20 protein-coding genes are annotated in these 23,088 nt (G+C 66.1%); 11 read left to right on the top strand and 9 right to left on the bottom strand.

Features of this window, described 5'->3' with window-relative positions:
- The first annotated feature begins 2 nt into the window (after nt 1-2).
- From ACVMB1_RS04525 to soxA, 6 genes are read left to right on the top strand one after another with little or no spacing between them, the layout of a single operon-like run.
- The gene (locus tag ACVMB1_RS04525; RefSeq protein ID WP_076827216.1) at nt 3-2,189 is read left to right on the top strand and encodes a xanthine dehydrogenase family protein molybdopterin-binding subunit; all 2,187 of its coding nucleotides are present in this window, start codon (nt 3-5) and stop codon (nt 2,187-2,189) included.
- A gap of 58 nt (nt 2,190-2,247) precedes the next feature.
- Nucleotides 2,248-3,519, top strand: a complete 1,272-nt coding sequence (locus ACVMB1_RS04520) for an NAD(P)/FAD-dependent oxidoreductase (RefSeq protein WP_076827065.1) — start codon at nt 2,248-2,250, stop codon at nt 3,517-3,519.
- A gap of 13 nt (nt 3,520-3,532) precedes the next feature.
- Nucleotides 3,533-3,961: a sulfur oxidation c-type cytochrome SoxX gene (gene soxX / locus ACVMB1_RS04515; RefSeq protein WP_076827067.1), complete on the top strand. Its 429-nt coding sequence runs from the start codon at nt 3,533-3,535 to the stop codon at nt 3,959-3,961.
- A 13-nt stretch (nt 3,962-3,974) separates the two neighbouring features.
- Entirely contained in the window at nt 3,975-4,439 is a 465-nt protein-coding gene (locus ACVMB1_RS04510) for a SoxY-related AACIE arm protein (RefSeq protein ID WP_076827069.1), read from the top strand.
- Entirely contained in the window at nt 4,439-4,759 is a 321-nt protein-coding gene (soxZ, locus tag ACVMB1_RS04505) for a thiosulfate oxidation carrier complex protein SoxZ (protein ID WP_076827071.1), read from the top strand. Before ACVMB1_RS04510 ends, soxZ begins: the two co-directional genes overlap by 1 nt.
- Nucleotides 4,756-5,529: a sulfur oxidation c-type cytochrome SoxA gene (gene soxA, locus ACVMB1_RS04500; protein WP_076827073.1), complete on the top strand. Its 774-nt coding sequence runs from the start codon at nt 4,756-4,758 to the stop codon at nt 5,527-5,529. Before soxZ ends, soxA begins: the two co-directional genes overlap by 4 nt.
- 120 nt (nt 5,530-5,649) lie before the next feature.
- Here the strand turns inward: soxA and ACVMB1_RS04495 are convergent, their stop codons facing one another.
- Nucleotides 5,650-6,423, bottom strand: coding sequence for a ferredoxin--NADP reductase (locus ACVMB1_RS04495; protein ID WP_456814105.1), 774 nt, complete (start codon nt 6,421-6,423; stop codon nt 5,650-5,652).
- Nucleotides 6,424-6,569: 146 nt separating this feature from the next.
- On the opposite strand from ACVMB1_RS04495, the gene ACVMB1_RS04490 reads away from it, so the two are divergent.
- The 3 genes from ACVMB1_RS04490 (at nt 6,570) to ACVMB1_RS04480 (ending at nt 10,322) form a co-directional block, all read left to right on the top strand.
- Nucleotides 6,570-7,766 (top strand): amidohydrolase family protein, encoded by a 1,197-nt coding sequence (locus tag ACVMB1_RS04490; RefSeq protein WP_076827077.1) that lies wholly within the window; start codon nt 6,570-6,572, stop codon nt 7,764-7,766.
- A 384-nt stretch (nt 7,767-8,150) separates the two neighbouring features.
- The gene (locus ACVMB1_RS04485; protein ID WP_076827078.1) at nt 8,151-9,551 is read left to right on the top strand and encodes a selenium-binding protein SBP56-related protein; all 1,401 of its coding nucleotides are present in this window, start codon (nt 8,151-8,153) and stop codon (nt 9,549-9,551) included.
- Between the two features lie 102 nt (nt 9,552-9,653).
- The gene (locus tag ACVMB1_RS04480; RefSeq protein WP_076827080.1) at nt 9,654-10,322 is read left to right on the top strand and encodes a hypothetical protein; all 669 of its coding nucleotides are present in this window, start codon (nt 9,654-9,656) and stop codon (nt 10,320-10,322) included.
- A gap of 198 nt (nt 10,323-10,520) precedes the next feature.
- On the opposite strand, the gene ACVMB1_RS04475 is transcribed toward ACVMB1_RS04480, so the two are convergent.
- From ACVMB1_RS04475 to ACVMB1_RS04440, 8 genes are all read right to left on the bottom strand, one after another.
- On the bottom strand, nt 10,521-10,976 hold the full coding sequence (locus ACVMB1_RS04475) for a MarR family winged helix-turn-helix transcriptional regulator (RefSeq protein WP_028334366.1): 456 nt from the start codon (nt 10,974-10,976) through the stop codon (nt 10,521-10,523).
- A 15-nt stretch (nt 10,977-10,991) separates the two neighbouring features.
- Nucleotides 10,992-11,696, bottom strand: coding sequence for an ABC transporter ATP-binding protein (locus ACVMB1_RS04470; protein ID WP_038383941.1), 705 nt, complete (start codon nt 11,694-11,696; stop codon nt 10,992-10,994).
- Nucleotides 11,693-12,484 (bottom strand): ABC transporter ATP-binding protein, encoded by a 792-nt coding sequence (locus ACVMB1_RS04465; protein ID WP_016842451.1) that lies wholly within the window; start codon nt 12,482-12,484, stop codon nt 11,693-11,695. Before ACVMB1_RS04465 ends, ACVMB1_RS04470 begins: the two co-directional genes overlap by 4 nt.
- A complete protein-coding gene (locus ACVMB1_RS04460; RefSeq protein ID WP_076827081.1) occupies nt 12,481-14,370 on the bottom strand; it encodes an ABC transporter permease in 1,890 nt (629 codons plus the stop codon). Before ACVMB1_RS04460 ends, ACVMB1_RS04465 begins: the two co-directional genes overlap by 4 nt.
- Nucleotides 14,371-14,585: 215 nt before the next feature.
- A complete protein-coding gene (locus ACVMB1_RS04455; protein WP_076827083.1) occupies nt 14,586-15,800 on the bottom strand; it encodes an ABC transporter substrate-binding protein in 1,215 nt (404 codons plus the stop codon).
- 28 nt (nt 15,801-15,828) lie between these two features.
- Nucleotides 15,829-16,413, bottom strand: coding sequence for an amino acid synthesis family protein (locus ACVMB1_RS04450; RefSeq protein WP_057017559.1), 585 nt, complete (start codon nt 16,411-16,413; stop codon nt 15,829-15,831).
- A gap of 16 nt (nt 16,414-16,429) precedes the next feature.
- Nucleotides 16,430-17,338, bottom strand: coding sequence for a UPF0280 family protein (locus ACVMB1_RS04445; protein ID WP_141341365.1), 909 nt, complete (start codon nt 17,336-17,338; stop codon nt 16,430-16,432).
- Nucleotides 17,335-18,783 carry a 6-hydroxynicotinate reductase gene (locus ACVMB1_RS04440; protein WP_076827087.1) on the bottom strand — a complete coding sequence of 483 codons (1,449 nt, stop codon included), beginning with the start codon at nt 18,781-18,783 and terminating at the stop codon, nt 17,335-17,337. The genes ACVMB1_RS04445 and ACVMB1_RS04440 overlap by 4 nt, the downstream gene beginning before the upstream one ends.
- A 275-nt stretch (nt 18,784-19,058) precedes the next feature.
- Between ACVMB1_RS04440 and ACVMB1_RS04435 the strand changes: the two genes are divergently transcribed.
- Both ACVMB1_RS04435 and ACVMB1_RS04430 read left to right on the top strand, forming a co-directional pair.
- The gene (locus ACVMB1_RS04435; protein WP_076827089.1) at nt 19,059-19,526 is read left to right on the top strand and encodes a (2Fe-2S)-binding protein; all 468 of its coding nucleotides are present in this window, start codon (nt 19,059-19,061) and stop codon (nt 19,524-19,526) included.
- Nucleotides 19,526-23,068 (top strand): molybdopterin cofactor-binding domain-containing protein, encoded by a 3,543-nt coding sequence (locus ACVMB1_RS04430; protein ID WP_456814103.1) that lies wholly within the window; start codon nt 19,526-19,528, stop codon nt 23,066-23,068. The genes ACVMB1_RS04435 and ACVMB1_RS04430 overlap by 1 nt, the downstream gene beginning before the upstream one ends.
- Nucleotides 23,069-23,088: the final 20 nt, after the last annotated feature.

Genomic DNA, 23,088 nt, shown 5'->3' with positions numbered 1-23,088 from the left:
CGATGAACCAGCACGTCATGCCAAAACTGAATCGCCGCGCCTTTGTGATCGGCACCGCAACCGCCGGCGCCGGCCTCGCGCTCGGCCTCGACCTGCCGTTCGGCGGCCCCGCCGTGGTGCGCGCGGCCGACGGCGCGCCTGAAGTCAACGCCTGGGTCGTGATCCGGCCCGACGACACCGTGGTGATCCGCATCGCCCGCTCCGAAATGGGCCAGGGCACGCTCACCGGCCTCGCCCAGCTCGTCGCCGAAGAACTGGAATGCGACTGGTCGAAGGTCACGACAGAATATCCGACGCCCGGCCAGAGCGTCGCCCGCAAGCGCGCCTGGGGCGACTTCTCGACCGGTGGCAGCCGCGGCATCCGCACCTCGCAGGACTATGTCCGCAAGGGCGGCGCCACCGCGCGCGTGATGCTGATCCAGGCGGCAGCCAACGAGTGGAAGGTGCCGGCCTCGGAATGCAAGGCCGTCAACAGCGTCATCACCCACACGCCCACGGGCAAGACCACGACCTACGGCAAGGTCGCGGAAGCCGCCGCCAAGCTCGAGCCGCCGGCCGACGTCAAGCTGAAGGACCCGAAGGACTGGACTATCGCCGGCAAGGGCCTGAAGCGGCTCGACACCGTCGACAAGACCACCGGCAAGATGGTCTACGGCATCGACGTCAAGCTGCCGGGCATGTTGAACGCCGCGATCAAGGATTGCCCGGTGTTCGGCGGCAAGGTGAAGAGCTTTGACGAGGCCAAGGTCGCCGGCATGAAAGGCGTCAAGAAGGTGGTGCAGGTCGGCGACAGCGCCGTTGCCGTCGTCGCCGACACCTGGTGGCACGCCAAGACCGCGCTGGATGCGTTGCCGATTGTCTGGGACGAAGGCCCCAACGCCAAGGTCTCCAGCGAGACGATCGCGACGTGGCTCGCCGAAGGTCTCGACAATGCGCAGCCGGCCTACATTGGCAACCAGAATGGCGACGCCAAGGCGGCGATCGCCGGCGCTGCCAAGAAGGTCGAGGCGATCTACAGCTATCCCTACCAGAACCACGCCACGATGGAGCCGATGAACGCCACCGTGCTCTACACGCCTGACAAATGCGAGGTCTGGTGCGGCACGCAGAATGGCGAGGCGGCGTTCGCGGCGGCGCTGGAGGCCTCCGGCCTGCCGGCGGAGAAGGTCGACGTGCACAAGCTGATGCTCGGCGGCGGCTTCGGCCGGCGCGGCATGACCGACTATGTGCGGCAGGCGGTGGCGATCGCCAAGCAGATGCCGGGCACGCCGATCAAGCTGCTGTGGTCGCGCGAAGAGGACATGCAGCACGGCAAGTATCACCCGATCACGCAGTGCAAGCTGACCGGTGCCTTCGATGCCGACAACAACCTGGTCGCGCTGCACTACCGGCTGTCGGGTCAATCCATCCTGTTCTCGGTGCGCCCGGAAGCGCTGCAGAACGGCATGGACCCCGCCGCGTTCCAGGGCGTCGCGCAAGCCGGCGAGGCCGCGATCGGCTATTCGGTGCCTAACCTGCTGGTCGAGCATTCGATGCGCAACCCGCACGTTCCACCGGGCTTCTGGCGCGGCGTCAACGTCAATCACAACGCGATCTACATGGAATGCTTCATGGACGAGCTGGCGCTCGCGGTCGGGCAGGACCCGCTCGAATTCCGCCGCAAGCTGATGGGCAAGCACCCCAAGCATCTCGCCGTGCTCAACGCCGTGGCCGAGAAGATCGGCTGGGGCACGCCGGCGCCGCAGGGCGTCTATCGCGGCATCGCGCAGGTAATGGGCTATGGCAGCTATGTTGCCGGTGCCGCCGAGATCTCGGTGACCGACGGCAGCAAGATCAAGGTGCATCGCATCGTCGCCTCCACCGATCCCGGCTATGTCGTCAACCCGGCGCAAGTCGAGCGGCAGATCGCGGGCTCCTTCGTCTACGGCCTCAGCGCGCTGTTCTACGGCGGCTGCACCGTGAAGGACGGCCGCATCGAGCAGACCAATTTTGACACCTACAACTCGATGCGCATCAACGAGATGCCGAAGGTGGAATCGGTGATGGTACCGAGCGGCGGATTCTGGGGCGGCGTCGGCGAGCCGACCATCGGCGTTGCGGCGCCGGCGGTGCTCAACGCCTATTTCGCCGCGACGGGAAAGCGCATCCGCAGCTTCCCGCTGCGCAACCAGAACATCAGCTTCGCCTGATCAAACCGGAAGCGGCGGCCCCGACCGGCCGCCGCCTCCTTTTTTCGGATTCTCGTGCATGGCCGTCACGCGTCATCAGACGCGCAGGGATGTGATCCGTGGCGCCGCTGCCGTCGCAGCGGCCGCCTTGGCGCGTCCGGCGTTGGCGCAGGCGGCGCCGCGCATCGCGGTGATCGGCGGCGGCTTCGGCGGCGCGGCCTGCGCGCGGGCGCTGCGGCGGCTCGACACCAAGCTTCAGGTTACGCTGATCGAGCCGAACAGGACTTTCACCGCCTGCCCCTTCAGCAACGAGGTGATTGCAGGTCTGCGCGAGCTTGCCGCGCAGCAATTCACCTATGACAAGGTTGGGGCCGACGGCATCACGATTGCCGCACAGGCGGCGACGAAGGTCGACGCGCAGGCGCGCAGCATCGCGCTCGCTGATGGGACAACGCTGTCCTATGACCGGCTGGTGCTGGCCCCCGGCATCGACATGCGCTTCGACGCCCTCTCCGGCTATGACGAAGCAGCGGCCGAGAAGATGCCGCACGCCTGGAAGGCCGGCGAGCAAACCATGCTGTTGCGCAAGCAGCTTGAAGCCATGGACGATGGCGGCCTCGTCGTGATCGCAGTGCCGGCTGCGCCGCTGCGCTGTCCGCCCGCGCCTTACGAGCGCGCCAGCCTGATCGCGCATTATCTGAAGGCGAACAAGCCGAAGTCGAAGATCCTGGTGCTCGACGCCAAGGACAATTACTCGCAGCAGAAGCTGTTCGAGAAGGCCTGGACGGAGCTCTATCCCGGCATGATCGAACGGATCGCGCTGTCGCAGGGCGGACGGGTGACGTCGGTCGATCCGGCGACCAACGAGATCGTCACCGACTTCGGCAACTACACCGCCGCGGTCGCCAATGTGATCCCGCCGCAAAGGGCCGGCCGCATCGCTGACATCGCCGGCGCCGCCGATCACACCGGCTGGTGCCCGATCGATCCCGTCACATTTGCTTCAAAGCTCGTGCCCAACATCCACGTCATCGGTGATGCCGCGATCGCCGGCGGCATCCCGAAATCCGCCTCCGCGGCGGCAGCGCAAGGCCGCGCCTGCGCGGCCGCGATCGTGAGCGCGCTTGCCGGCAAGGCGCCGGAGACGCCGCGGCTGGATGGTGCCTGCTACAACACGGTCGCGCCGGGCTACGCCTTCTCGCTGAAGGGCATCTATCAGCCGAAGGAAGATCAGTACGCCGAGGCGGAGGTCACCACGAGCCCGGTCGACGCGCCGCGCGAGGTGCGCCAGCGCGAGGCAGATCAGGCGCTCGACTGGTTCAAGAGGATCACGGGAGATGCCTTTGGCTAGGCTCGCCCTCACAATGCTTCTCGCCGCGGGACTGTTCGCGGCCTGCTGGCCCGTCGGCGCCGAGGAGCTGCGGAATTACACCGTCGTGGGCGATGCGATTCCGGCCTCGCTGACGGGAACCAGGGGCGATGTGGCGCGCGGCCGCGCCCTGATCGTCGAGCGTTCCTCCACTTGCATCCTCTGTCACAGCGGCCCATTTCCCGGGCAGGCGTTCCAGGGCGACCTCGCGCCGAACCTTGCCGGAAGCGGCAGCCGCTGGTCGGAAGGACAGTTGCGGCTCCGCCTGGTCGATGCGTCGCATCTCAACGCGGCGACGATCATGCCGTCCTACTATCGGGTCGAAGGGCTCGTGCGGGTCGGCACCTCTTGGCGCGGCAAGCCGATCCTGTCGGCGGAGCAGATCGAGGATCTCGTGGCTTACTTGACGACACTGCGGAACTAGGACCAATCAATCGATGGCGAATTCGGACCACACCACACGCCGGACGTTTCTGAGCCTGACTGGCGGCGCCGCCGCGCTGGTGATCGTGCGCCCCGTGGACGCGACGCCGGCGATGCTGTCGGCCGCGATCCGCAATGTCGTCGGCGAGGCCGATGTGCACACCGGCAAGGTCAAGCTCGACATTCCGCCGCTGGTCGAGAACGGCAACACGGTGCCGATGACGGTCAGCGTCACCAGCCCGATGACGGCGGACGAGTATGTGAAGAGCATCCACGTCTTCAACGAGAAGAACCCGCAGCCGAACATCGGCAATTTCCATCTCGGGCCGCGCGCCGGGCGCGCCCAGGTGTCAACCCGCATCCGCCTCGCTGACAGCCAGAAGGTCACCGCCATCGCGCGGCTGTCCGACGACACGTTCTGGTCTGCAACCGCCGACGTCGTGGTAACGCTCGCTGCCTGCACCGAGGAGGCGATCTGATGCCGTCGGCCCTGATCAATGTCCCGGCCAAGGCCAAGCGCGGCAGCGTCATCGAGATCAAGACGCTGATGTCGCACATCATGGAGACCGGCTACCGCCACACGGCCTCGGGCAGCGTGGTGCCGCGCGACATCATCACGAGCTTCACTTGCCGCTTCAACGGCAAGGAAGTGTTCCGCGCCGATCTTTATCCTGCGATCGCGGCCAATCCGTTCATCACCTTCTTCACCACGGTGACCGAGAGCGGCAAGTTCGAATTCGAATGGATCGGCGACAAAGGGTTTTCGGAGACCGCGCAGGCTTCGATCACGGTCGAATGAGGATTGCGGTCTGCATCGCGCTGCTGACGGCGATGGCGGGCGCCGCGCTCGCCGACGAGATCCCGCAAGGCGAACGCCGCTCCGGCTACAGCTTCATGAGCGCCGACAGCAAGGCGATGCAGGACGAAGACACCGCCAATCCCGGCATGCTGTCCGTGCTCGACGGCGAGGCCTTGTGGACGCGCAAGGCCGGCGCCGCCAACAAGGCCTGCGCCGACTGCCACAACGACGCGCGCGTCAGCATGAAGGGCGTCGCGGCGCACTATCCGGCCTTCGACAAGACGCTAGGCAAGCCGGTCGACCTCGAGGGACGGATCAACCTCTGCCGGACCAACCACCAGCAGGCCTCGCCCTTCGCCTATGAAAGCCGTGAGCTGCTGGCGCTGACCGCCTATGTCGCACGGCAATCGCGCGGCATGCCGATTACGGCCGACGACGATCCGGAGCTCGCGCCGTTCGTCGAACGGGGCCACGCGCTGTTCATGCAGCGGCAGGGCCAGCTCAATCTCGGCTGCACCAACTGCCACGATGATAACTGGGACAAGAAGCTCGCGGGCAGCGCGATCACGCAAGGGCAGCCGACCGGCTATCCGCTGTACCGGCTGGAATGGCAGGCGCTCGGATCGCTGCAGCGGCGGCTGCGCGCCTGCATCACCGGTATCCGCGCGCAGGCCTATGATTACAGCTCGCCCGAGCTGGTCGAGCTCGAGCTCTATCTGATGACGCGGGCGCGCGGCATGCCGGTCGAGACGCCGGCGGTCAGGCCTTGACTACACAGCTCCATCCGCGTCATTGCGAGGAGCGGAGCGACGAAGCAATTCATCCCTCCGCGCGCTGGGTAGCAATGGATTGCTTCGCTTCGCTTGCAATGACGGCGAAATGTGCGGGCTTCAGCGCTCGGCGAACGCCTTCTCCACCACGAACTGCGCGGGCTCGCCGTGATTGCCCTCGACGAAGCCGCGGCCGTTCAGCAACGTGCGGGTGTCAGCGATCAGCGCCGGCGAGCCGCAGATCATGACGCGGTCATGCGCGGCATCGAGCGCCGGCAGGCCGATGTCGGTGAACAGCTTGCCCGAGGTGATGAGGTCGGTGATGCGGCCGCGGTTATGGAACGGATCGCGCGTCACGGTCGGGTAGTAGATCAGCTGGTCGCGCACCAATTCGCCGATCAGTTCGTCCTGCGGCAGCTTCTCGGTGATCATCTCGCCATAGGCGAGCTCCTTGACGCGGCGGCAGCCGTGCAGCAGCACGACCTTCTCGAACCGGTCGTAGGTCTCGGGATCCTTGATCACGCTGAGGAACGGCGCGAGGCCGGTGCCGGTGCCGACCAGATAGAGGTTGCGACCATCCTCGAGGTTGTCGATGACCAGCGTGCCGGTCGCCTTGCGGCTGACGATGATCTCGTCGCCTTCCTTGAGGTGCTGGAGGCGTGAGGTCAGCGGGCCGTCCGGAACCTTGATCGAGAAGAACTCCAGCGTGTCCTCGTAATTCGCGCTGGCGACGCTGTAGGCCCGCAGCAGCGGCTTCTCGCCGACCTTGAGCCCGATCATGGTGAACTCGCCGTTGCGGAAGCGGAACGACGGGTTGCGCGTGGTCTTGAAGGAGAACAGCGTGTCGGTCCAGTGGTGAACGCTGAGGACGCTTTCCTGGTTGAAATTGCTCATCGTCAGTTTCCTTGACGCGCGTGCCGGATCGGCGGCAAAATCATTTGTACACGATCGTTCGTATACAAATGAATAATCCAGCTTGATCCGGCCGTCAAGCCACGGGCACAATGGCCGGCGAAGGCGTTGAACCTAAAGGAAAAACCATGGCGCACGATGCACCCCAGGCGACCGGTCCGAGCAAGCTGGTGATCCGCAATATCGGGCTATTGCTGTCGGGGGCCCTGGAAAAGCCGATCCTGGATGCCGACACCATCGTCGCCGAGAACGGCAAGATCACTGCGATAGGCCGCCTCAAGGACGTCGACACCGAAGGCGCCACCACCATCGTCGATGCCAATGGCACGACGGTCGCGCCCGGCCTGATCGACAGCCACGTCCACCCCGTCGCCGGCGACTGGACGCCGCGGCAGAACCAGATCAACTGGATCGACAGCTATCTGCATGGCGGCGTCACCACCATGATCTCCGCCGGCGAAGTGCACATGCCCGGGCGGCCGCGCGACGTCGTCGGGCTGAAGGCGATGGCGATCTTCGCGCAACGCGCGTTCTGGACGCTGCGTCCGGGCGGCGTGAAGGTGCATGCCGGCGCGCCCGTGATCGAATGCGAGATGGTGGAGGACGACTTCAAGGAGATGGCCGCCGCCGGCGTCAAGCTGCTCGGCGAGGTCGGGCTCGGCGGCGTCAAGGACGGACCGACCGCGCGCAAGATGGTCGGCTGGGCGCGCAAATACGGCATTCAAAGCACGATCCACACCGGCGGCCCGTCGATCCCGGGCTCCGGCCTGATCGACAAGGACGTGGTGCTGGAGGCCGACACCGACGTGGTCGGTCATATCAATGGCGGCCACACCGCCCTGCCCGACGACCAGATCCGCTGCATCTGCGAGGGCTGCAAGCGCGGACTCGAGCTGGTGCATAACGGCAATGAGCGCTCGGCGCTGTTCACGCTGCGCACCGCGCGCGAGATGGGCGATTTGCACCGCGTCATCCTCGGCACCGACGCGCCCGCCGGCTCCGGCGTGCAGCCGCTCGGCATCTTGCGGATGGTCTCGCTCTTGTCCTCGCTCGGCGAGCTCCCGGCCGAGCTGGCGTTCTGCCTGGCGACCGGCAACACCGCGCGGATGCGCGAGCTCGATTGCGGCCTGATCGAGGTCGGCCGCTCGGCCGATTTCGTGCTGATGGACAAGGCACAGCATTCGCCGGGCAAGAACATCCTGGAGAGCGTTCAGCTCGGCGATCTCCCGGGCATCGGCATGACCATCATCGACGGCATCGTCCGCACCCAGCGCAGCCGCAACACGCCGCCCGCGGGCAAGGTGCCGGAGGTGGTGGCGAAGTGACGTGCACCAAAGCCGTTGCGCGGAGGTGACGGGGTGAACAGCGGTGCAACATATCCGGTGTCGCCCCGGCGAAGGCCGGGACGGCGCTGAGCGTTTGGTGCCACTCGTCAGTCATACATTCACTTGCTCTCAGGCTGATGTGCTGGATCGGTTGCTCAACCCCTTGAGCAGGCTGCCAGATCGCGCGCCCGGCGGCGCGCGGCTTTGCCGCGCCGGCGCCGTCACCGAACCTTGTTTTCAGCTGTCACCGTTGAGGTGTATCCTGAGCACAAGCGAACCCTAGCCGGCGGCACTCGCAAGAGGCATTTTTCGATCCGGAATAGTTCTTGCTGCTGCATGCCGCCATGCCGTGTTGATCTACACCAGGCAATCAGGAGGCAGCCGATGACGATGAGGCCAGATCCTACGTTCCACGCGTCGCCGAAGCTCGCGATGGAAGCGCCGGCCGAGAGCTTTGCCTACACCGTGCTGCTCAGTCCGGATTTCTCGAAGCCGGACGCACTCGCGGTGATCGACGTCAAGCCCGGCTCCCCAACCTACAGCAAGATCGTCCACACGGTGACGATGCCCAACAAGGGCGACGAGTTCCACCATTTCGGCTGGAACGCCTGCTCGTCGGCGCTGTCCCCGCTGGCAGGACACGCCTTCCTCGAACGTCGCTATCTCATCATCCCCGGCATGCGATCCTCCCGGATCTATATCGTCGACACCAAGCCGGACCCGACGCAAGCCAAGATCCACAAGATCATCGAGCCGGAGGAAATCTTCAAGAAGACCGGCTACTCGCGACCGCACACCATCCACTGCGGGCCGGAAGGCATCTATGTCAGCACGCTCGGCGGGAGCGGCAAGGACGGCACCGACGGCCCGCCCGGCATCTTCATCATGGACTGCGAGACATTCGAGGTGCTCGGCCGGTGGGAGATCGATCGTGGGCCGCAGACCAAGCATTATGACTTCTGGTGGAATCTGCCGCGCGACTACATGGTGAGCAGCGAGTGGGCCTTGCCGCCGCAGTTCGAGAACGGCATCGTGCCGGAAGACCTGCTGTCGAACAAATACGGCCATCGGCTGCATTTCTGGGACCTGCGCGCCCGACGCAATGTCCAGACCATCGACCTCGGCGCCAATCATCAGATGGCGCTGGAGGTGCGTCCGGCGCACGATCCGGTTCGCGAACACGGCTTCGTTGGCGTCGTCGTCGATACCACGAACCTCGAGGGTTCGATCTGGACCTGGTGGCGCGAGGGCGGCAAGTTTCACATCGAGAAGACGGTGACGATCCCGCCCGAGCCTGCATCGAAGGACCAGCTGCCGCCGCTGTTGCAGGGTTTCGGCGCCGTACCTCCGCTGGTGACCGATATCGACTTGTCGATGGATGACAAGTTTCTCTATGTCGCCTGCTGGGGCACCGGCGAGATGCGCCAATACGACGTCAGCGATCCGCGCAAGCCGAAGCTCGCCGGATCGGTCCGCATCGGCGGCATCGTTCATCGCGCGCCTCACCCGAACGGACAGGCCTTTGCCGGCGGGCCGCAGATGGTCGAGATCAGCCGCGACGGCAAGCGGGTGTACTGGACCAATTCGCTCTACTCGACCTGGGACGACCAGTTCTATCCGCAAGGCATTCCCGGCGCCGAGGTGATGGCGAATGCAAGCCCGGGCGGAGGGCTCGAACTGGCGAAGGACTACTGGGTCAGCTTCCCCGACGGCTACCGGGCGCACCAGATCCGGCTCGATGGCGGTGACTGCTCCACCGACTCCTTCTGCTATCCGTCGGTCTAGAGCGTTTTCGAGCGAAGTGGGTACCGGTTCGCGTGAAGAAAACGCGTCAAAACAAGAATCCAGAGCCCGTTCCGATTCGATCGGAACGGAAAGGGCCCTGACGTGAGCCCGGCCGACTGGACTCCGGCCTGGCTGTGGCTGGCGGTCATCGCGAGCGGCCTCTACCACGGGATCAACCCGGGCATGGGCTGGCCGCTCGCGGTTTCCGCGGGATTGATGCAGAGGAGCTCGCGCGCGCTGCTGACCGCGCTTGGCCCGCTCGCGATCGGTCATTTGCTGGCGATGCTGCTGGTGATCCTTCCGTTCGCGCTCTTGATCACCCTCGTCGAATGGCAGCGCACGATCCGGATCGGCGCGAGCCTGCTCGTCATCTTGTTCGGCGTCTACCGGCTGATCGACCGGCGCCATCCGCGGGCCCTGGTCCGGATACCGCCGACGCAACTCGCTTTGTGGTCGTTCGCGGTGGCGATCGCGCATGGCGCGGCACTGATGCTGGTGCCGATCTATCTGGGGCTGTGCCGCGAGGCTGAAGCGGACCAAGGCCATGCGGCTGCCAACAGCCTGATCGATACCAGCCTCACGATGGCCGTACTGGTCTCGATCGTCCATGCCGGCGCGATGATCGCCGCCGGCGGATGCCTGGCGTGGCTGGTCTACCGCTACCTCGGCCTGAAATTCGTATCCCGGAGCTGGTTCAATCTGGACACGGTTTGGGCGCTCAGCCTGGTGCTGGTCGGCGCCGTCGCGCTGGCGCTTGGCCTGGAATCGTAGTGCGGACACAGCACGCTGCCCAATCGGCAAGGTTGCGGAGGTCGTGACACGTGAGGCACGATAGATGACCCGTCATCCTGAGGTGCACGCGCAGCGTGCCTCGAAGGGTGAACGGCCCGGCTAGGTCTGCGCGGCGAAAGCCGGGCCTTCGAAACGGTCGCTTCGCGACCTCCTCAGGGTGACGGTGTTAGATTTGCGTCAGCGGAGCTTGCCGAGCAACGCGATCAGCGTCTCGCGCTCCTTGGCGTCGAGCGGCGCCAGCGTTTCCCTGGAGATCACCAGCGCATTGGGCGCGGCCTTGTCGGCCATTTGCTGGCCGGCGCGCGTCAGGCTCACCAGCAGGCGGCGGCCGTCGTCGGGATCGGGCGAGGTCTCGGTCAGGCCGCGCGCGGTCAGGCGATCGATCACGCCCTTGATGGTCGCAACGTCCATCGAGGTCAGCCGCCCAAGCTGGTTCTGCGAGCAGGCGCCGACCTCGGACAGCTTCGACAGCGCCGCCCACTGCGTCGGCGTCAGATTGATGCCGATCTCGCGGGCGAAGATCACGGCGTGGCGCTGCGACACCTGGCGCAGGATGAAGCCGATCTGCTCGTCCAGCACATATCCCGGCCTGGTCGCTTTCCCGTTTCGCTTCGGTGCCGCACTCCTCGCCATCGTCCACTCCGCCCTTTACAGCGACAGATGCGCGTCACGGATATCCGGACGCGCATCGAGTTCCGCCATGGTGCCGCCAAAACAGATCCGGCCGCGCTCGATGATGTAGGCGCGATCCGAGATCAGCCGGGCGAAATGCAGATTCTGCTCGGAGACGACGATGCTGACGCCCTCTTTCTTCATCGCCAGGATCGCATCGACCATCTGCTCGACGATTTTCGGCGACAGCCCCTCCGAGGGCTCATCGAGCAGCACCAGCGACGGATTGCCCATCAGCGTGCGCGCGATCGTCAGCATCTGCTGCTCGCCGCCGCTCATGCGTCCGCCGGGCCGGCCGCGCATCTCGCCGAGGTTCGGGAATAGCTTGAACAGTTTTTCGCGATCCCATTGCGGCGCGCCTGCCCGCTTCGGCTGACGGCCGACCTCAAGATTCTCCTCGACCGTCAAATCCGTGAAGATGCGCCGCTCCTCCGGGACATAGCCGAGCCCGCCCCGCACGATCGCATGCGTCGGCAAATCGGAGACGTCCCGGCCCTCGAACATCACGCGGCCGGAGCGGTTCTCGACCAGGCCGACGATGGAGCGGAACGTGGTCGATTTGCCGGCGCCGTTGCGCCCGAGCAAGGCGACCACCTCGCCCTCGCCGACCTCGAGTGCGATGTCGAACAGGATATGCGCCGGGCCGTAGAAGCTGTTGAGATCCTTTACCGTCAGCTTCATGCCGATGCTCCCTCGCGGTGCCGCGCATCGTAGACGAGGCCCTCGCCGAGATAGATCGCCCGCACCTGGGCATTGCCGCGCACCTCTTCGGGCGAACCTTCGGCGATCAGGCTGCCGCGGTTCAGCACCAGGATGCGGTCGGCATGCTCGAACACCACGTCCATGTCGTGCTCGGTGAACAGCACGCCGATCGACTGCTCGCGCGCGATCCGCGCCGTCAGCCGCATCAGCTCGACGCGCTCGCGCGGCGCCATGCCGGCGGTCGGCTCGTCCATCAGGAGCAGCTTCGGCTGGTTGGCGAGCGCGATCGCAAGCTCGAGCCGCTTGACGTCGCCATAGGCGAGCTCGCCGCAGGGCCGCTCCGCATAGGCACCCATGCCGACCAGATCGAGCAGCCGCCCGGCCTCGTCGCGGGCGTGGCGGGCGGTCGAGGCCCACAGGTTGAACAATTGCCCGCCATGCGAGACCAGCGCGACCTGCACGTTTTCGCGTACCGTCATGGTGGGGAATGTCGCCGCGATCTGGAAGGTGCGGCCGACGCCCATGCGCCAGATCACGCGCGGCTTCTTGCCCGTGGTCTCCGCGCCCAGCACGCGAATGCGGCCGCTGTCGGGAATATTCTGGCCGTTGAGCATGTCGAAGCAGGTGCTCTTGCCCGCGCCGTTCGGCCCGATCAGCGCCAAAATCTCGCCGGCACGCAGTTCGAAGGAGACGCCGCGCACGGCATGCACGCCGCCATAGGATTTGGTCAGCCCCTCGACCGACAGCAATGTGGGAACCATGCTCATTCGGCGCTCTCGATGCGGGAGGTCAGCAAGGGCGATACCGACGACGAGGATTTGCGCCGGCGATGCATGAAGGCTTCCAGCGTGCCGACGATGCCCTTCGGGAACGCGACCACGATCAGCACCACGAAGCCGCCGAGCACCAGCTTGGAAAGATCGGTCTGGCTGACCAGCCAGATGTTGAGCGCCTTGTAGACGATGGCGCCGACCACCGCGCCCGACACCGTCTCGACACCGCCGAGCAGCACCATGACCAGCGCATCGACCGACAGCGAGATGCCCATATTGTCGGGGAACACGCTGCCCTTGAGATAGGCGAACAGCGCGCCGGCAAGGCCGGCGACCGTGCCCGCGATCACGAAGGCGGTCCACTGGATGCGCTTGCCGTCGATGCCGATGGCTTCGCTGCGCAGCGGCGAATCGCGCGTCGCGCGCAGCGCGAAGCCGAACGGCGAGAACACGATGATGCGGAGGATCACCACCGCGAGCGCGGCGATGCCGAGCGACAGCCAGTAGAAATGCGACGGGCTCGCCGCCCAGCTCGCAGGCCAGACCCCGAGGATGCCGTTGTCGCCGCCGGTGACCGACACCCATTGGAACGCGATCGACCAGACGATCTGGGCAAAGGCCAGGGTCAGCATCGCGAAATAGACCCCGGAGAGCTGCACCGCGAAGAAGCCGAATACGGCGGCGCCGAGGAGCCCGAGCAGCGGCCCGAGCAGCAGGCAGGCAATCATCGGCAGGCCGGCCATCTTGGCGAGCAGCGCCACGCCATAGGCGCCGAGGCCGAAATAGGCGGCGTGGCCGAACGAGGCGAGCCCGCCGACCGACATCAGGAAGTGCAGGCTGACCGCGAAGATCACGAAGATCGCGATCTCCGAGCCGACCGTGAGCAAATAATTGCCGGCGACGAACGGCAGCGCGGCGGCGAGGACCAGCACGGCAATCGCGGCGAACCGCTCGTTCATCGTCAGCGGACGCCACGGATTGACGGTCAGCCCCGGCGTGCGCCGTGCCGGTGCCTCCGGCTTGCCGAACAGCCCCCACGGCCGGACGATCAGCACCACCGCCATCACCAGGAACACCAGGATGATGGAGATCTTCGGGAAGATCAGGATGCCGAAGGCGTTGAGCTCCGAGACCAGCACCGCCGCGACGAAGGCGCCGATGATGCTGCCGAGGCCGCCGATCACGACCACGACGAAGACCTCGACGATGACGCGCAGATCCATCGCGTGATTGACCGCATCGCGCGGAATCTGCAGCGCGCCGCCGAGCGCGGCGAGGAAGACGCCGAGCGCGAACACGCTGGTGAACAGCCATTTCTGATTGACGCCGAGCGCCGCGACCATGTCGCGGTCCTGCGTCGCCGCGCGCACCAGCACACCCCAGCGGGTGCGCTGGAACAACAGCCAGAGCACGCCGAGCACGACCGGCCCGAGCACGATCAGGAACAGGTCGTAGCTCGGTATATTCTGGCCGAAGAAATCGATCGCGCCCTTGAAGCCGGGCGCGCGGCGGCCGACCAGATCGTCCGGGCCCCAAATCAGCACCACGAGATCCTCGACCATCAGCGTCAGGCCGAAGGTGGCGAGCAACTGGAACAGCTCCGGCGAATGGTAGATCCGGCGCAGCAGCACCATCTCGACCAGCACGCCGATGGCGGCCACGGCCAGCGCGGCAACGACGATGCCGCCCCAGAACCCGAACGCGCCCGAGAAGCGCTCGGTCAGGGTAAAGGCGACATAGGCGCCGAGCATGTAGAACGCGCCATGCGCGAAATTCACGATCCGCGTCACGCCGAAGATGATCGACAGACCCGAAGCGACCAGGAACAGCGACGCCGCGCTGGCAAGACCGGTCAGGAACTGGACGACGTAGAAGGCCATGGGCGGTCCGCGTTGGAGTTTCCGTTCACCTTGCCTCGCCCCGCCTGCGGGGAGAGGTCGAATTCAAGCGCCAGCTTGAATTCGGGTGAGGGGGACTCTCCGCGCGCTCGTTCGCGGAAATAGCCCCTCACCCCAACCCTCTCCCCGTAAGAACGGGGAGAGGGAGAAGTTCAAGTCTCTCCCCGCAAGAGCGGGGCGAGGGAGAAGGTTGCAGTTCAATCCTTCGGCCGCAGCTTCTCGATCTCGGCATCGCTGGGCAGATAGTCCGAGCCCTTGCGATAGGCGGTGTCGACCATGATGCCCTTGCCGTCCTTCAGCGCGGTCTTGCCGGTGAAGGCGCCCAGCGTCGACTGGTGATCGATCTTGCGGAAGGTGATCTCGCCGAACGGCGACGGCATCGAGATGCCTTCCGCCGCCGCGATCAGCTTCTCCGGATCGCTCGAGCCGGCCTTGGCGAGGATCGCCGCCGCCGCCTTGATGGTCTGGTAGCCGACGATCGAACCGAGCCGCGGATAGTCGTTGTACTTGGCCTGGTAGGCCTTCAGGAACGCGTCATGCTCAGCCGTCTTGATCGCGTACCAGGGATAGCCGGTGACGATCCAGCCTTCCGGCGTCTCGTCCTTGAGCGGATCGAGGTATTCCGGCTCGCCGGTCAGGAAGCTCACCACGGTGCGGCCCTTGAACAGGCCGCGGGTGTTGCCTTCGCGCACGAGCTTGACGAGGTCGGCGCCGAAGGTGACGTTGAGGATCGCTTCCGGGTTCGCCGCGGCAACCGCCTGCACCACTGGGCCGGCGTCGATCTTGCCCTGTGGCGGCCACTGCTCGTCGACCCACTGGATGTCGGGCCGTTTCGCCGACATCAGCTTCTTGAACACGGCGACCGCCGACTGGCCGTATTCATAGTTCGGCGCGATCGTCGCCCAGCGTTTTGCGGGCAGCTTCGCCGCCTCCTCCACCAGCATCGCGGCCTGCATGTAGTTGGAGGGACGCAGGCGGAACGTGTAGCGGTTGCCCTTCGACCAGGTGATGGCGTCGGTCAAAGGTTCTGCCGCCAGGAAAAACACCTTCTTCTGGTTGGCGAAGTCGGAAACGGCGAGGCCGATGTTGGAGAGGAACGTGCCGGTGAGCATCGCGACGTTCTCGCTCGACACCAGTTCGTTTGCCGCGGTCTGCGCATCGGCCGGCTTGCCGCCGTCGTCCTTGGAAACGACAACGAGCTTCTTGCCGCCGATGCCGCCGGCGGCATTGATCTCCTCCACCGCGAGCTGCCAGCCCTTGCGATAGGGCTCGGTGAATGCCGGCAGCAAGGAATAAGAGTTGATCTCGCCGATCTTGATTTCGCTCTGCGCCATGGCCTGCGTTGTCATGGCACTCGTTGCCATGGTCGCGACCGCGATCGCCAATCCCGCCCCTACGAAATAACCACGCATCCCGTCCTCCAGTTTTTCTTCAAAGAAATTATCGCAATCCGTCTTCGCCCTTGATCTCGCCGACCGTCAGCCCGCCGACGCGCGGCAGCGGCCGTCCACTGTCAGTCACCGCGACCGCAACCATGATCTCGTTGGCCCGCGGCGCGTCGTTGATCTGCACTTCCATGCCGTCGAAATGGCTGCGCACGAAAGCCGCGTCCTTGTGCCCGAGCGGAATATCCAGCGTGGTGCCGGGCCCCGAGCGCTTCTTCGACGACGGGATCAGCGCCGCGCCCTTCGACAGCACCTTGCGCACCGGCGCGCCCATCTTCGGATGCAGGATCGCCGCCGCATGCTCGAGCTCGCCATTCTCACCGACGGCGGCGGCCTTGCCGTAGCTGTGGGCCTTGGCGCCCTCGATGCCGAGCGCGGCGACGGCCCGCTTCGAGAGCAGTTCGCCGAGTTCCTCGCCGATCGCGATCAGCGGCGACAGATCCTCGACATAGCGGCCGGCAAAGGGGTTCTCGATCACGGCGATGGCGGCGGCACGCCTTGTCGGCGGTGCGATGGTCTTGCCCATCTCCAGATGGGTCTCCTCGACCACGGTGACGATCTTGCGAATGACGGCGCTCATCTTGCCTCGCTTCCAGTCATGCCCGCAGCATGTGTTCTATCGTTTGTCCCTGAAACGCGTGCGACGCCGGCGCCCCAATCCCAGTTGCACCGACAAGCCGCGTTTCGCCCAGTAGACGCAATGCCGCGCCCTCGATCAATCCCGACATCAGGAGGTCGCGCGCCCGCGTCGCCCCCACCTCGAGCGCCTGCTCAACCTCGTGTTCCGCCAGCCGCCCGACATCGCGGGTCACCAGCCGCGCGCCGAGGTCGCTGTCGGGCTGCAGCTCGTTCGCCGCAACGCGCAGGATCGCGGGATGATTGGGCAGATCGACCGCATTGGCGATCACGGTCGCCGCAGCATCCGCCTGCGACGCCGTCCGCGCCAGCACGGTGACGGCATCGGCAATGCCCAGCGAAAAGCTGCGGCCGTGGCGGCCGCTGGTCGCGATGCCGCGAACCGGCATATCGGCATCGACCGTCATGGTGCGCATCACGCCGTGACGGTCGGGCCGATCCATCAGACCGACAGTGAATTGTTCGCCGTCGCCGAGATGCAGGGCAATGTCGCCGCCATTGTTGACATAGGCGCGGTCGAGCGGCGCGGCCTCAAGCATCGCGCCCAAAATTTCCTCGGCGACCGACCCCGCGACCGCTGCCATCGGCGTGATGAAGCAATCGGCGGCAAAAGGCGCGACCGCCGCATGCATGCGCCGCGCGACCACGCCCTTCAGCACGCAAAGACGGGGATCCGCCGCACTGCGCAGCTCGGCCAGCTCCGCGCAGAGTTCGTCAAGCAAACCGGTGAAGCGCGCCGCAGCGGCCTGATAGGCGGTACGAATGTCAGCGTCTCTGCCCTTGGCCTCGACGATCAAATCAATGGGGCCGTCCTGCAAATGCAGCCGCTTGCCGTCAGGAAGGAGCGCGATTTGCGGGAGCCTCTTCATGCGCGCCGCCCGGGAAGATACGGCATCGACCGGACCTCGGCGCTATCCCGCAGTGAGGATAGCGGCCGGACGTAATCCATATGGCCGCCGAGCGCCGCGTAGTCCGACAGCTTCATCGTGAACTCGATCGGCGCCACCAGCGCCGGCGTCGGCACGTAGCCGAAGGCGCCGGCCGGCATCTGCGTGACATCGACCATGAAGGTGATGCCGCCGCCGGGCCAGACATAGACCGGCGCGCCGCCGCTGGTCACCCGTGTCAGCGCGTCCTTCACCGAGCGCGTCAGCCGCACCGGATTATCGGTGACGCCGGCGCGCAGCGATCCGCCCGCGCCGCCCATGAACAGCACGGTGCACAGCGCCGGCTCGCAATTCTCCTGGATGCGCTCGACCGAAAATTTGAGGTCCGCCGGCATCTCGGTCTCGATCGGCTTCAGCGCCTCGTCGAGCACGTAGTAGGACGCATGCTCGCCGGTGGTCGAGACCATCAGCATGGTGAGCCCGGGCCGCGCCTCCTTCGCATTGAAGGGGCCGAGGATCGACAGCGGATCGGAGATGTTGGTGCCGCCCCATCCGGTGCCGGGATCGGCGACCTGGAAATAGCGGCCCGGCGTCGAGCGCCGCCCCTTCATCTTGATCCCGGTGTCGGCGATGTCGAGCAGCTTGCCGGCCTGGTGCTCGCTGAGCACGCCGGTGATGTGATCGTCGACCACCACGACCTCATCGACCTTGCCGTGCCATTGCTTGGCGAACATGCCGATTGTCGCCGAGCCACAGCCGACCCGCATGCGCTCTTCTGCCACACCATTGACGATCGGCGGCCTGCCGGCCTGCACCACGACGGTGGCGCCGCCGTCGATGGTCAACTCGACCGCCTTGCAGTTGGAGAGATCCATCAGCGTGTCGCAGGTGACGCGGCCCTCCTTCTTGGAGCCGCCAGTCAAATGATGCACCCCGCCGAGCGAGAGCATCTGCGAGCCATATTCGCTGGTCGTGACATGGCCGACCGCCTCACCGTCCGAGCGCACGGTCGCGGTTTCCGGGCCGAGGTAGCGGTCGGTGTCGATCTTCACCTTGACGCCGCAATACGAGAAAATGCCTTCAGTCACCACGGTGACCATGTCGACGCCGTCGACCTCCGACGACACGATGAAGGGCGCCGGCTTGTAATCCGGATAGGTTGTTCCTGCGCCGATCGCGGTGACGAACAGTTCGGGCTGGCGGACGATCTTGCCGTCCCAATCGCCGCTCACCTGGAACGGAACCAGCTTGCCGCCATGCGACATGGTGCGCTCCAGCACGACATGCGGATCGACGCGCACCAGCGTGCCGTCATGATTGGCATAGCGGTCGCAGGCGCCGGCCGCGCCCGGCTTGATGTAACACATCACCGGACAGGCATCGCAGCGGATCTTGTCGCCGGCGGCGACGGTCATTGTGTCAGCCATCGTGACCAAGCCTGGACTTGTGGCGGCGGTCGATCATACTGCGCTTCCGCCTCCCATGCATATCGTTCGTATACGAATGATCCTGCGCGCGAGCCCGTGACCTGTCAAGCGGCCTTTGCAATCAAACCGTGCCCTTCGCGTGCGCACCCTGTTCATAAAGCGGGCACGCGCTGCAGCGCGGCATGCCGCCGCTTGCACGTTTGTATACAAACGTTATCCTCGTCGGCGATCCGACGCTGACGTTGCAGCGCAAACATCAAGGGAGAACCGGGGCAATGCGCCTGACCGTGAACGGCAGGAATCATGATGTCGACGCCGCTCCCGACACCGCATTACTTTACGTGCTGCGCAACGACCTCGAATTGAACGGACCGAAATACGGCTGCGGGCTCGGCGAGTGCGGCGCCTGCGCGGTGCTGATCGACGGCGTCGCTGCGCGTGCCTGCGTGATTCCGATCGAGGGCTGCGCCGGCCGCAACATCGTCACGCTCGAAGGTCTCGGCAGCCGCGAGCACCCCGATCCCGTGCAGGATGCCTTCATCCACGAACAAGCCGCGCAGTGCGGCTATTGCCTCAATGGCATGATCATCACCACCAAGGCCTTGCTGACGCGCAATCCCAATCCGTCTGAGCATGAGGTGCTGGAGGCGCTGCGCTACAACCTCTGCCGCTGCGGCGCGCATATCGAGATCATCCGCGCGGCGATGCGTGCGGCCGGCCACGCGCTCGAGGCGCGCGATTGATGGTGGACGCACGGGCTCCTGAGCAACGCCAGCGCGGCTCGCTGTCGGTCGTCCGCCCTGCGGTGCTGGGCGCCGAAGATGAGTTCGAGACCTTCATCACCATCACGGCCGACGGCACGGTCAATGCCTATAACGGCCATGTCGATCTCGGCACCGGCATCCGCACCGCGCTCGGTCAGATCGTTGCCGAAGAGCTCGACGTCTCCTTTGCCCGCGTCGTCGTGATCCTCGGCGACACCGCCGTGGTGCCGAACCAGGGCCCGACGATCGCAAGCGAAACCATCCAGATCACCGCCGTTCCCCTGCGCAAGGCCGCCGCGCAAGCGCGACACTTCTTGCTCGCACGCGCGGCCGAGCGGCTTGAGCTGCCGGCGAGTAGCCTCGCGATCGAGGACGGCCTGATCCGCGGCCACGACAACCGCAGCGTCAGCTATGGCGAGCTGATCGCGGACGAAACCATCCGGCTCGATCTTGCCGACGACGTTCCGGTCAAGGCCGTGAGCGCCTATTCCGTCGTCGGCAAGTCCGTGCCGCGCGTCGACGTGCTGGCGAAGGCCACCGGCGAGCTTGTCTACGTTCACGATGTGCGCGTGCCCGGCATGCTGCACGGCCGCGTGGTCCGCCCCCCTTACGCCGGCGTCGATGCCGGCCCGTTCGTCGGCACCAGCCTGATTGCGGTCGATGAAGCTTCGGTGCGCGATATTCCAGGCCTCGTCGCGGTGGTGCGGATCGGCGATTTCGTCGGCGTCGTTGCCGAGCGCGAGGAGAATGCGATCAAGGCCGCCGCGCAGCTCAAGGTGAGCTGGAAGCCGGAACCGGCGCTGACCGATCTTGCCGACGTGGAGAAGGCGCTGCGCGCCAATCCCTCGACGCCGCGCCAGCTGATCGACAAGGGCGACGTCGACGCCGCGCTCAAGGCCGCCGCCAAGCCGATGCAGCGGACTTATCTCTGGCCCTACCAGATGCACGGCTCGATCGGCCCGTCGTGCGCGGTCTCCGATTACAGCGAGGGCGCGATCCGGGTCTGGTCCGGCACCCAGAACCCGCACATCCTGCGCGGCGACCTGGCGCTGCTGATCCAGCGGCCGGAGTCCGAGATCGACGTGATCCGGATGGAGGTCGCCGGCTGCTACGGCCGCAACTGCGCCGACGATGTCTCTGCCGATGCATTGCTGCTGTCGCGCGCGGTCGGCCGCCCGGTGCGCGTGCAGCTCACCCGCGAGCAGGAGCATGCCTGGGAGCCGAAGGGCACCGCGCAGCTGATGGACGTCAATGGCGGGCTCAACGCCGACGGCAGCGTCGCCGCTTACGATTTTGCCACGCGCTATCCCTCGAACGGCGCGCCGACATTGGCACTGCTGCTCACAGGGCGGATCGCGCCTGAAGCCGCGGTGTTCGAGATGGGCGACCGCACCGCGATCCCGCCCTACGACTACGAGAACATGCGCGTGATCGCCAACGACATGCCGCCGATCGTGCGCGCGTCATGGTTTCGCGGCGTCTCGGCGCTGCCGAACACCTTTGCGCATGAATCCTACATCGACGAGCTTGCGGCGGAGGCGAAGGTCGATCCGATCGAGTACCGGCTGCGCTATCTGAAGGATAAGCGCGCGATCGATCTCGTCAATGCCGTTGCCGAGCGCGCCGGCTGGACGCCGCGCCCGGTGTGGAAAGAGCCCGAGGCGGACGGCGACATCGTGCGCGGCCGCGGCTTTGCCTATGCGCTCTACGTGCACAGCAAGTTTCCCGGTTACGGCGCGGCGTGGTCGGCATGGATCGCCGACGTCGCTGTCAACAAGGCGACCGGCGATGTCAGCGTGACCCGCGTCGTCGCCGGCCAGGATTCCGGATTGATGATCAATCCGGAGGGGGTGCGGCACCAGATCGAGGGCAACGTCATCCAGTCGACCAGCCGCGCGCTGATGGAGGAGGTCTCCTTCGAGCGCGGCGCGGTGGCGGCGCGGGAATGGGGCGCCTACCCCATCATCAAGTTTCCTGAGCTGCCGAAGGTCGATGTGTTGATGCTGCCGCGGCAGGATCAACCGCCGCTCGGCGTCGGCGAGTCCGCCTCGGTGCCGAGCGCCGCTGCGATCGCCAACGCGATCTATGACGCGACCGGCATCCGCTTCCGCGAATTGCCGTTCACACCGGAACGCATTTTGAAGGGATTGCGCGGCGAGCAACCGGTCGCGCCCGCCCCGCTCCCGCCGCCTGCGCAGACGGCCGACCTCAACAGATGGCAGAATCCCTTTGCAAAGTGCGGCGGCGTGCTCGCCGGCATTGCCGCACTCTGCGCAGCGGCGATCGGCATCGGCGCGGCCGTGCTGCCCTGGCGCGCGATCGCGCCGATCGCCCGGCCCGACGCCTCGGTCTATTCCGCTGCGACGATCGCCCGTGGCAAGGAGCTTGCAGCGCTCGGCGCCTGCGCCGTCTGCCATACGTCGGAGCATGGCGTTCCGAACGTCGGCGGTCGGCCGCTGGAGACGCCGTTCGGCACCATCTTCACCACCAACATCACGCCCGACGTCGACACCGGCATCGGCGCCTGGTCCTATCCCGCCTTCGAGCGCGCGATGCGCGAGGGCATTCATCGCGACGGGCGCCATCTCTATCCGGCGTTTCCATACACGCACTTCGCCAGGACCAGTGACGCCGACCTGCAGGCGCTCTATGCCTATCTGATGGCGCAGGCGCCGGAGCGCGCCGAAACGCCGGCCAACGCGCTCGTCTTTCCGTTCAACCTGCGGCCGCTGCTCGCCGGATGGAATGCGCTGTTCCATCAGGCGCAGGCGTTCCAGCCCGATCCATCGAAGTCAGCGATATGGAATCGCGGCGCCTATCTGATCGAAGGGTTCGGCCATTGCAGCGCCTGCCACTCGCCGCGCAATGCGCTCGGCGCCGAACGACAGCGCGCCTATCTCGCCGGCGGCTTCGCCGAGGGCTGGGAGGCGCCGGCGCTGACGTCGCTGTCGAAGGCGCCGATCCCCTGGAGCGAGGACGAGCTCTACGCCTATTTGCGCACCGGCGAGTCCCGCCTGCACGGCGTCGCCGCGGGACCGATGGCGCCGGTCGTGCAGGAGCTCGCCGCGCTGCCCGACCAGGACATTCGTGCAATGGCGGTCTACCTCGCCTCGTTCAACCAGGGCACCGATCGGCCGGCCCACGATGCCATTGCCGCGAAGCTCGAAGCCGGCACCGTCGTCACCACCGCCGCCTCGGCCGGAGCGCGGATCTATCAAGGCGCCTGCGCGGTCTGCCATGAGGTCGGCGGCCCGCCGCTGTTCGGCAGCCGGCCGTCGCTGGCGCTGAACAGCAACCTGCACAGCGACGCGCCCGATAACCTGATCCAGGTGATCCTGCACGGCATCGCCAAGCCGGCCGTGACCGATCTGGGCTACATGCCGGCCTTCAAGGACAGCATGAGCGACGGCCAGGTCGCCGAGCTTGTCACCTTCCTGCGGCGGCAATTCGCCCCTGATAAGCCGGCCTGGGCCGATGTCGCCGCCACCGTCGGCCGTATACGGCAGACCATAGCGCGCTGACCTGCCATGTTTCCGCCCGA

This window comes from Bradyrhizobium sp. USDA 4504, from assembly GCF_054063995.1.
Note: the sequence above shows the minus strand (reverse complement) of the source record. Positions and strands in the feature narration are given on the sequence as shown.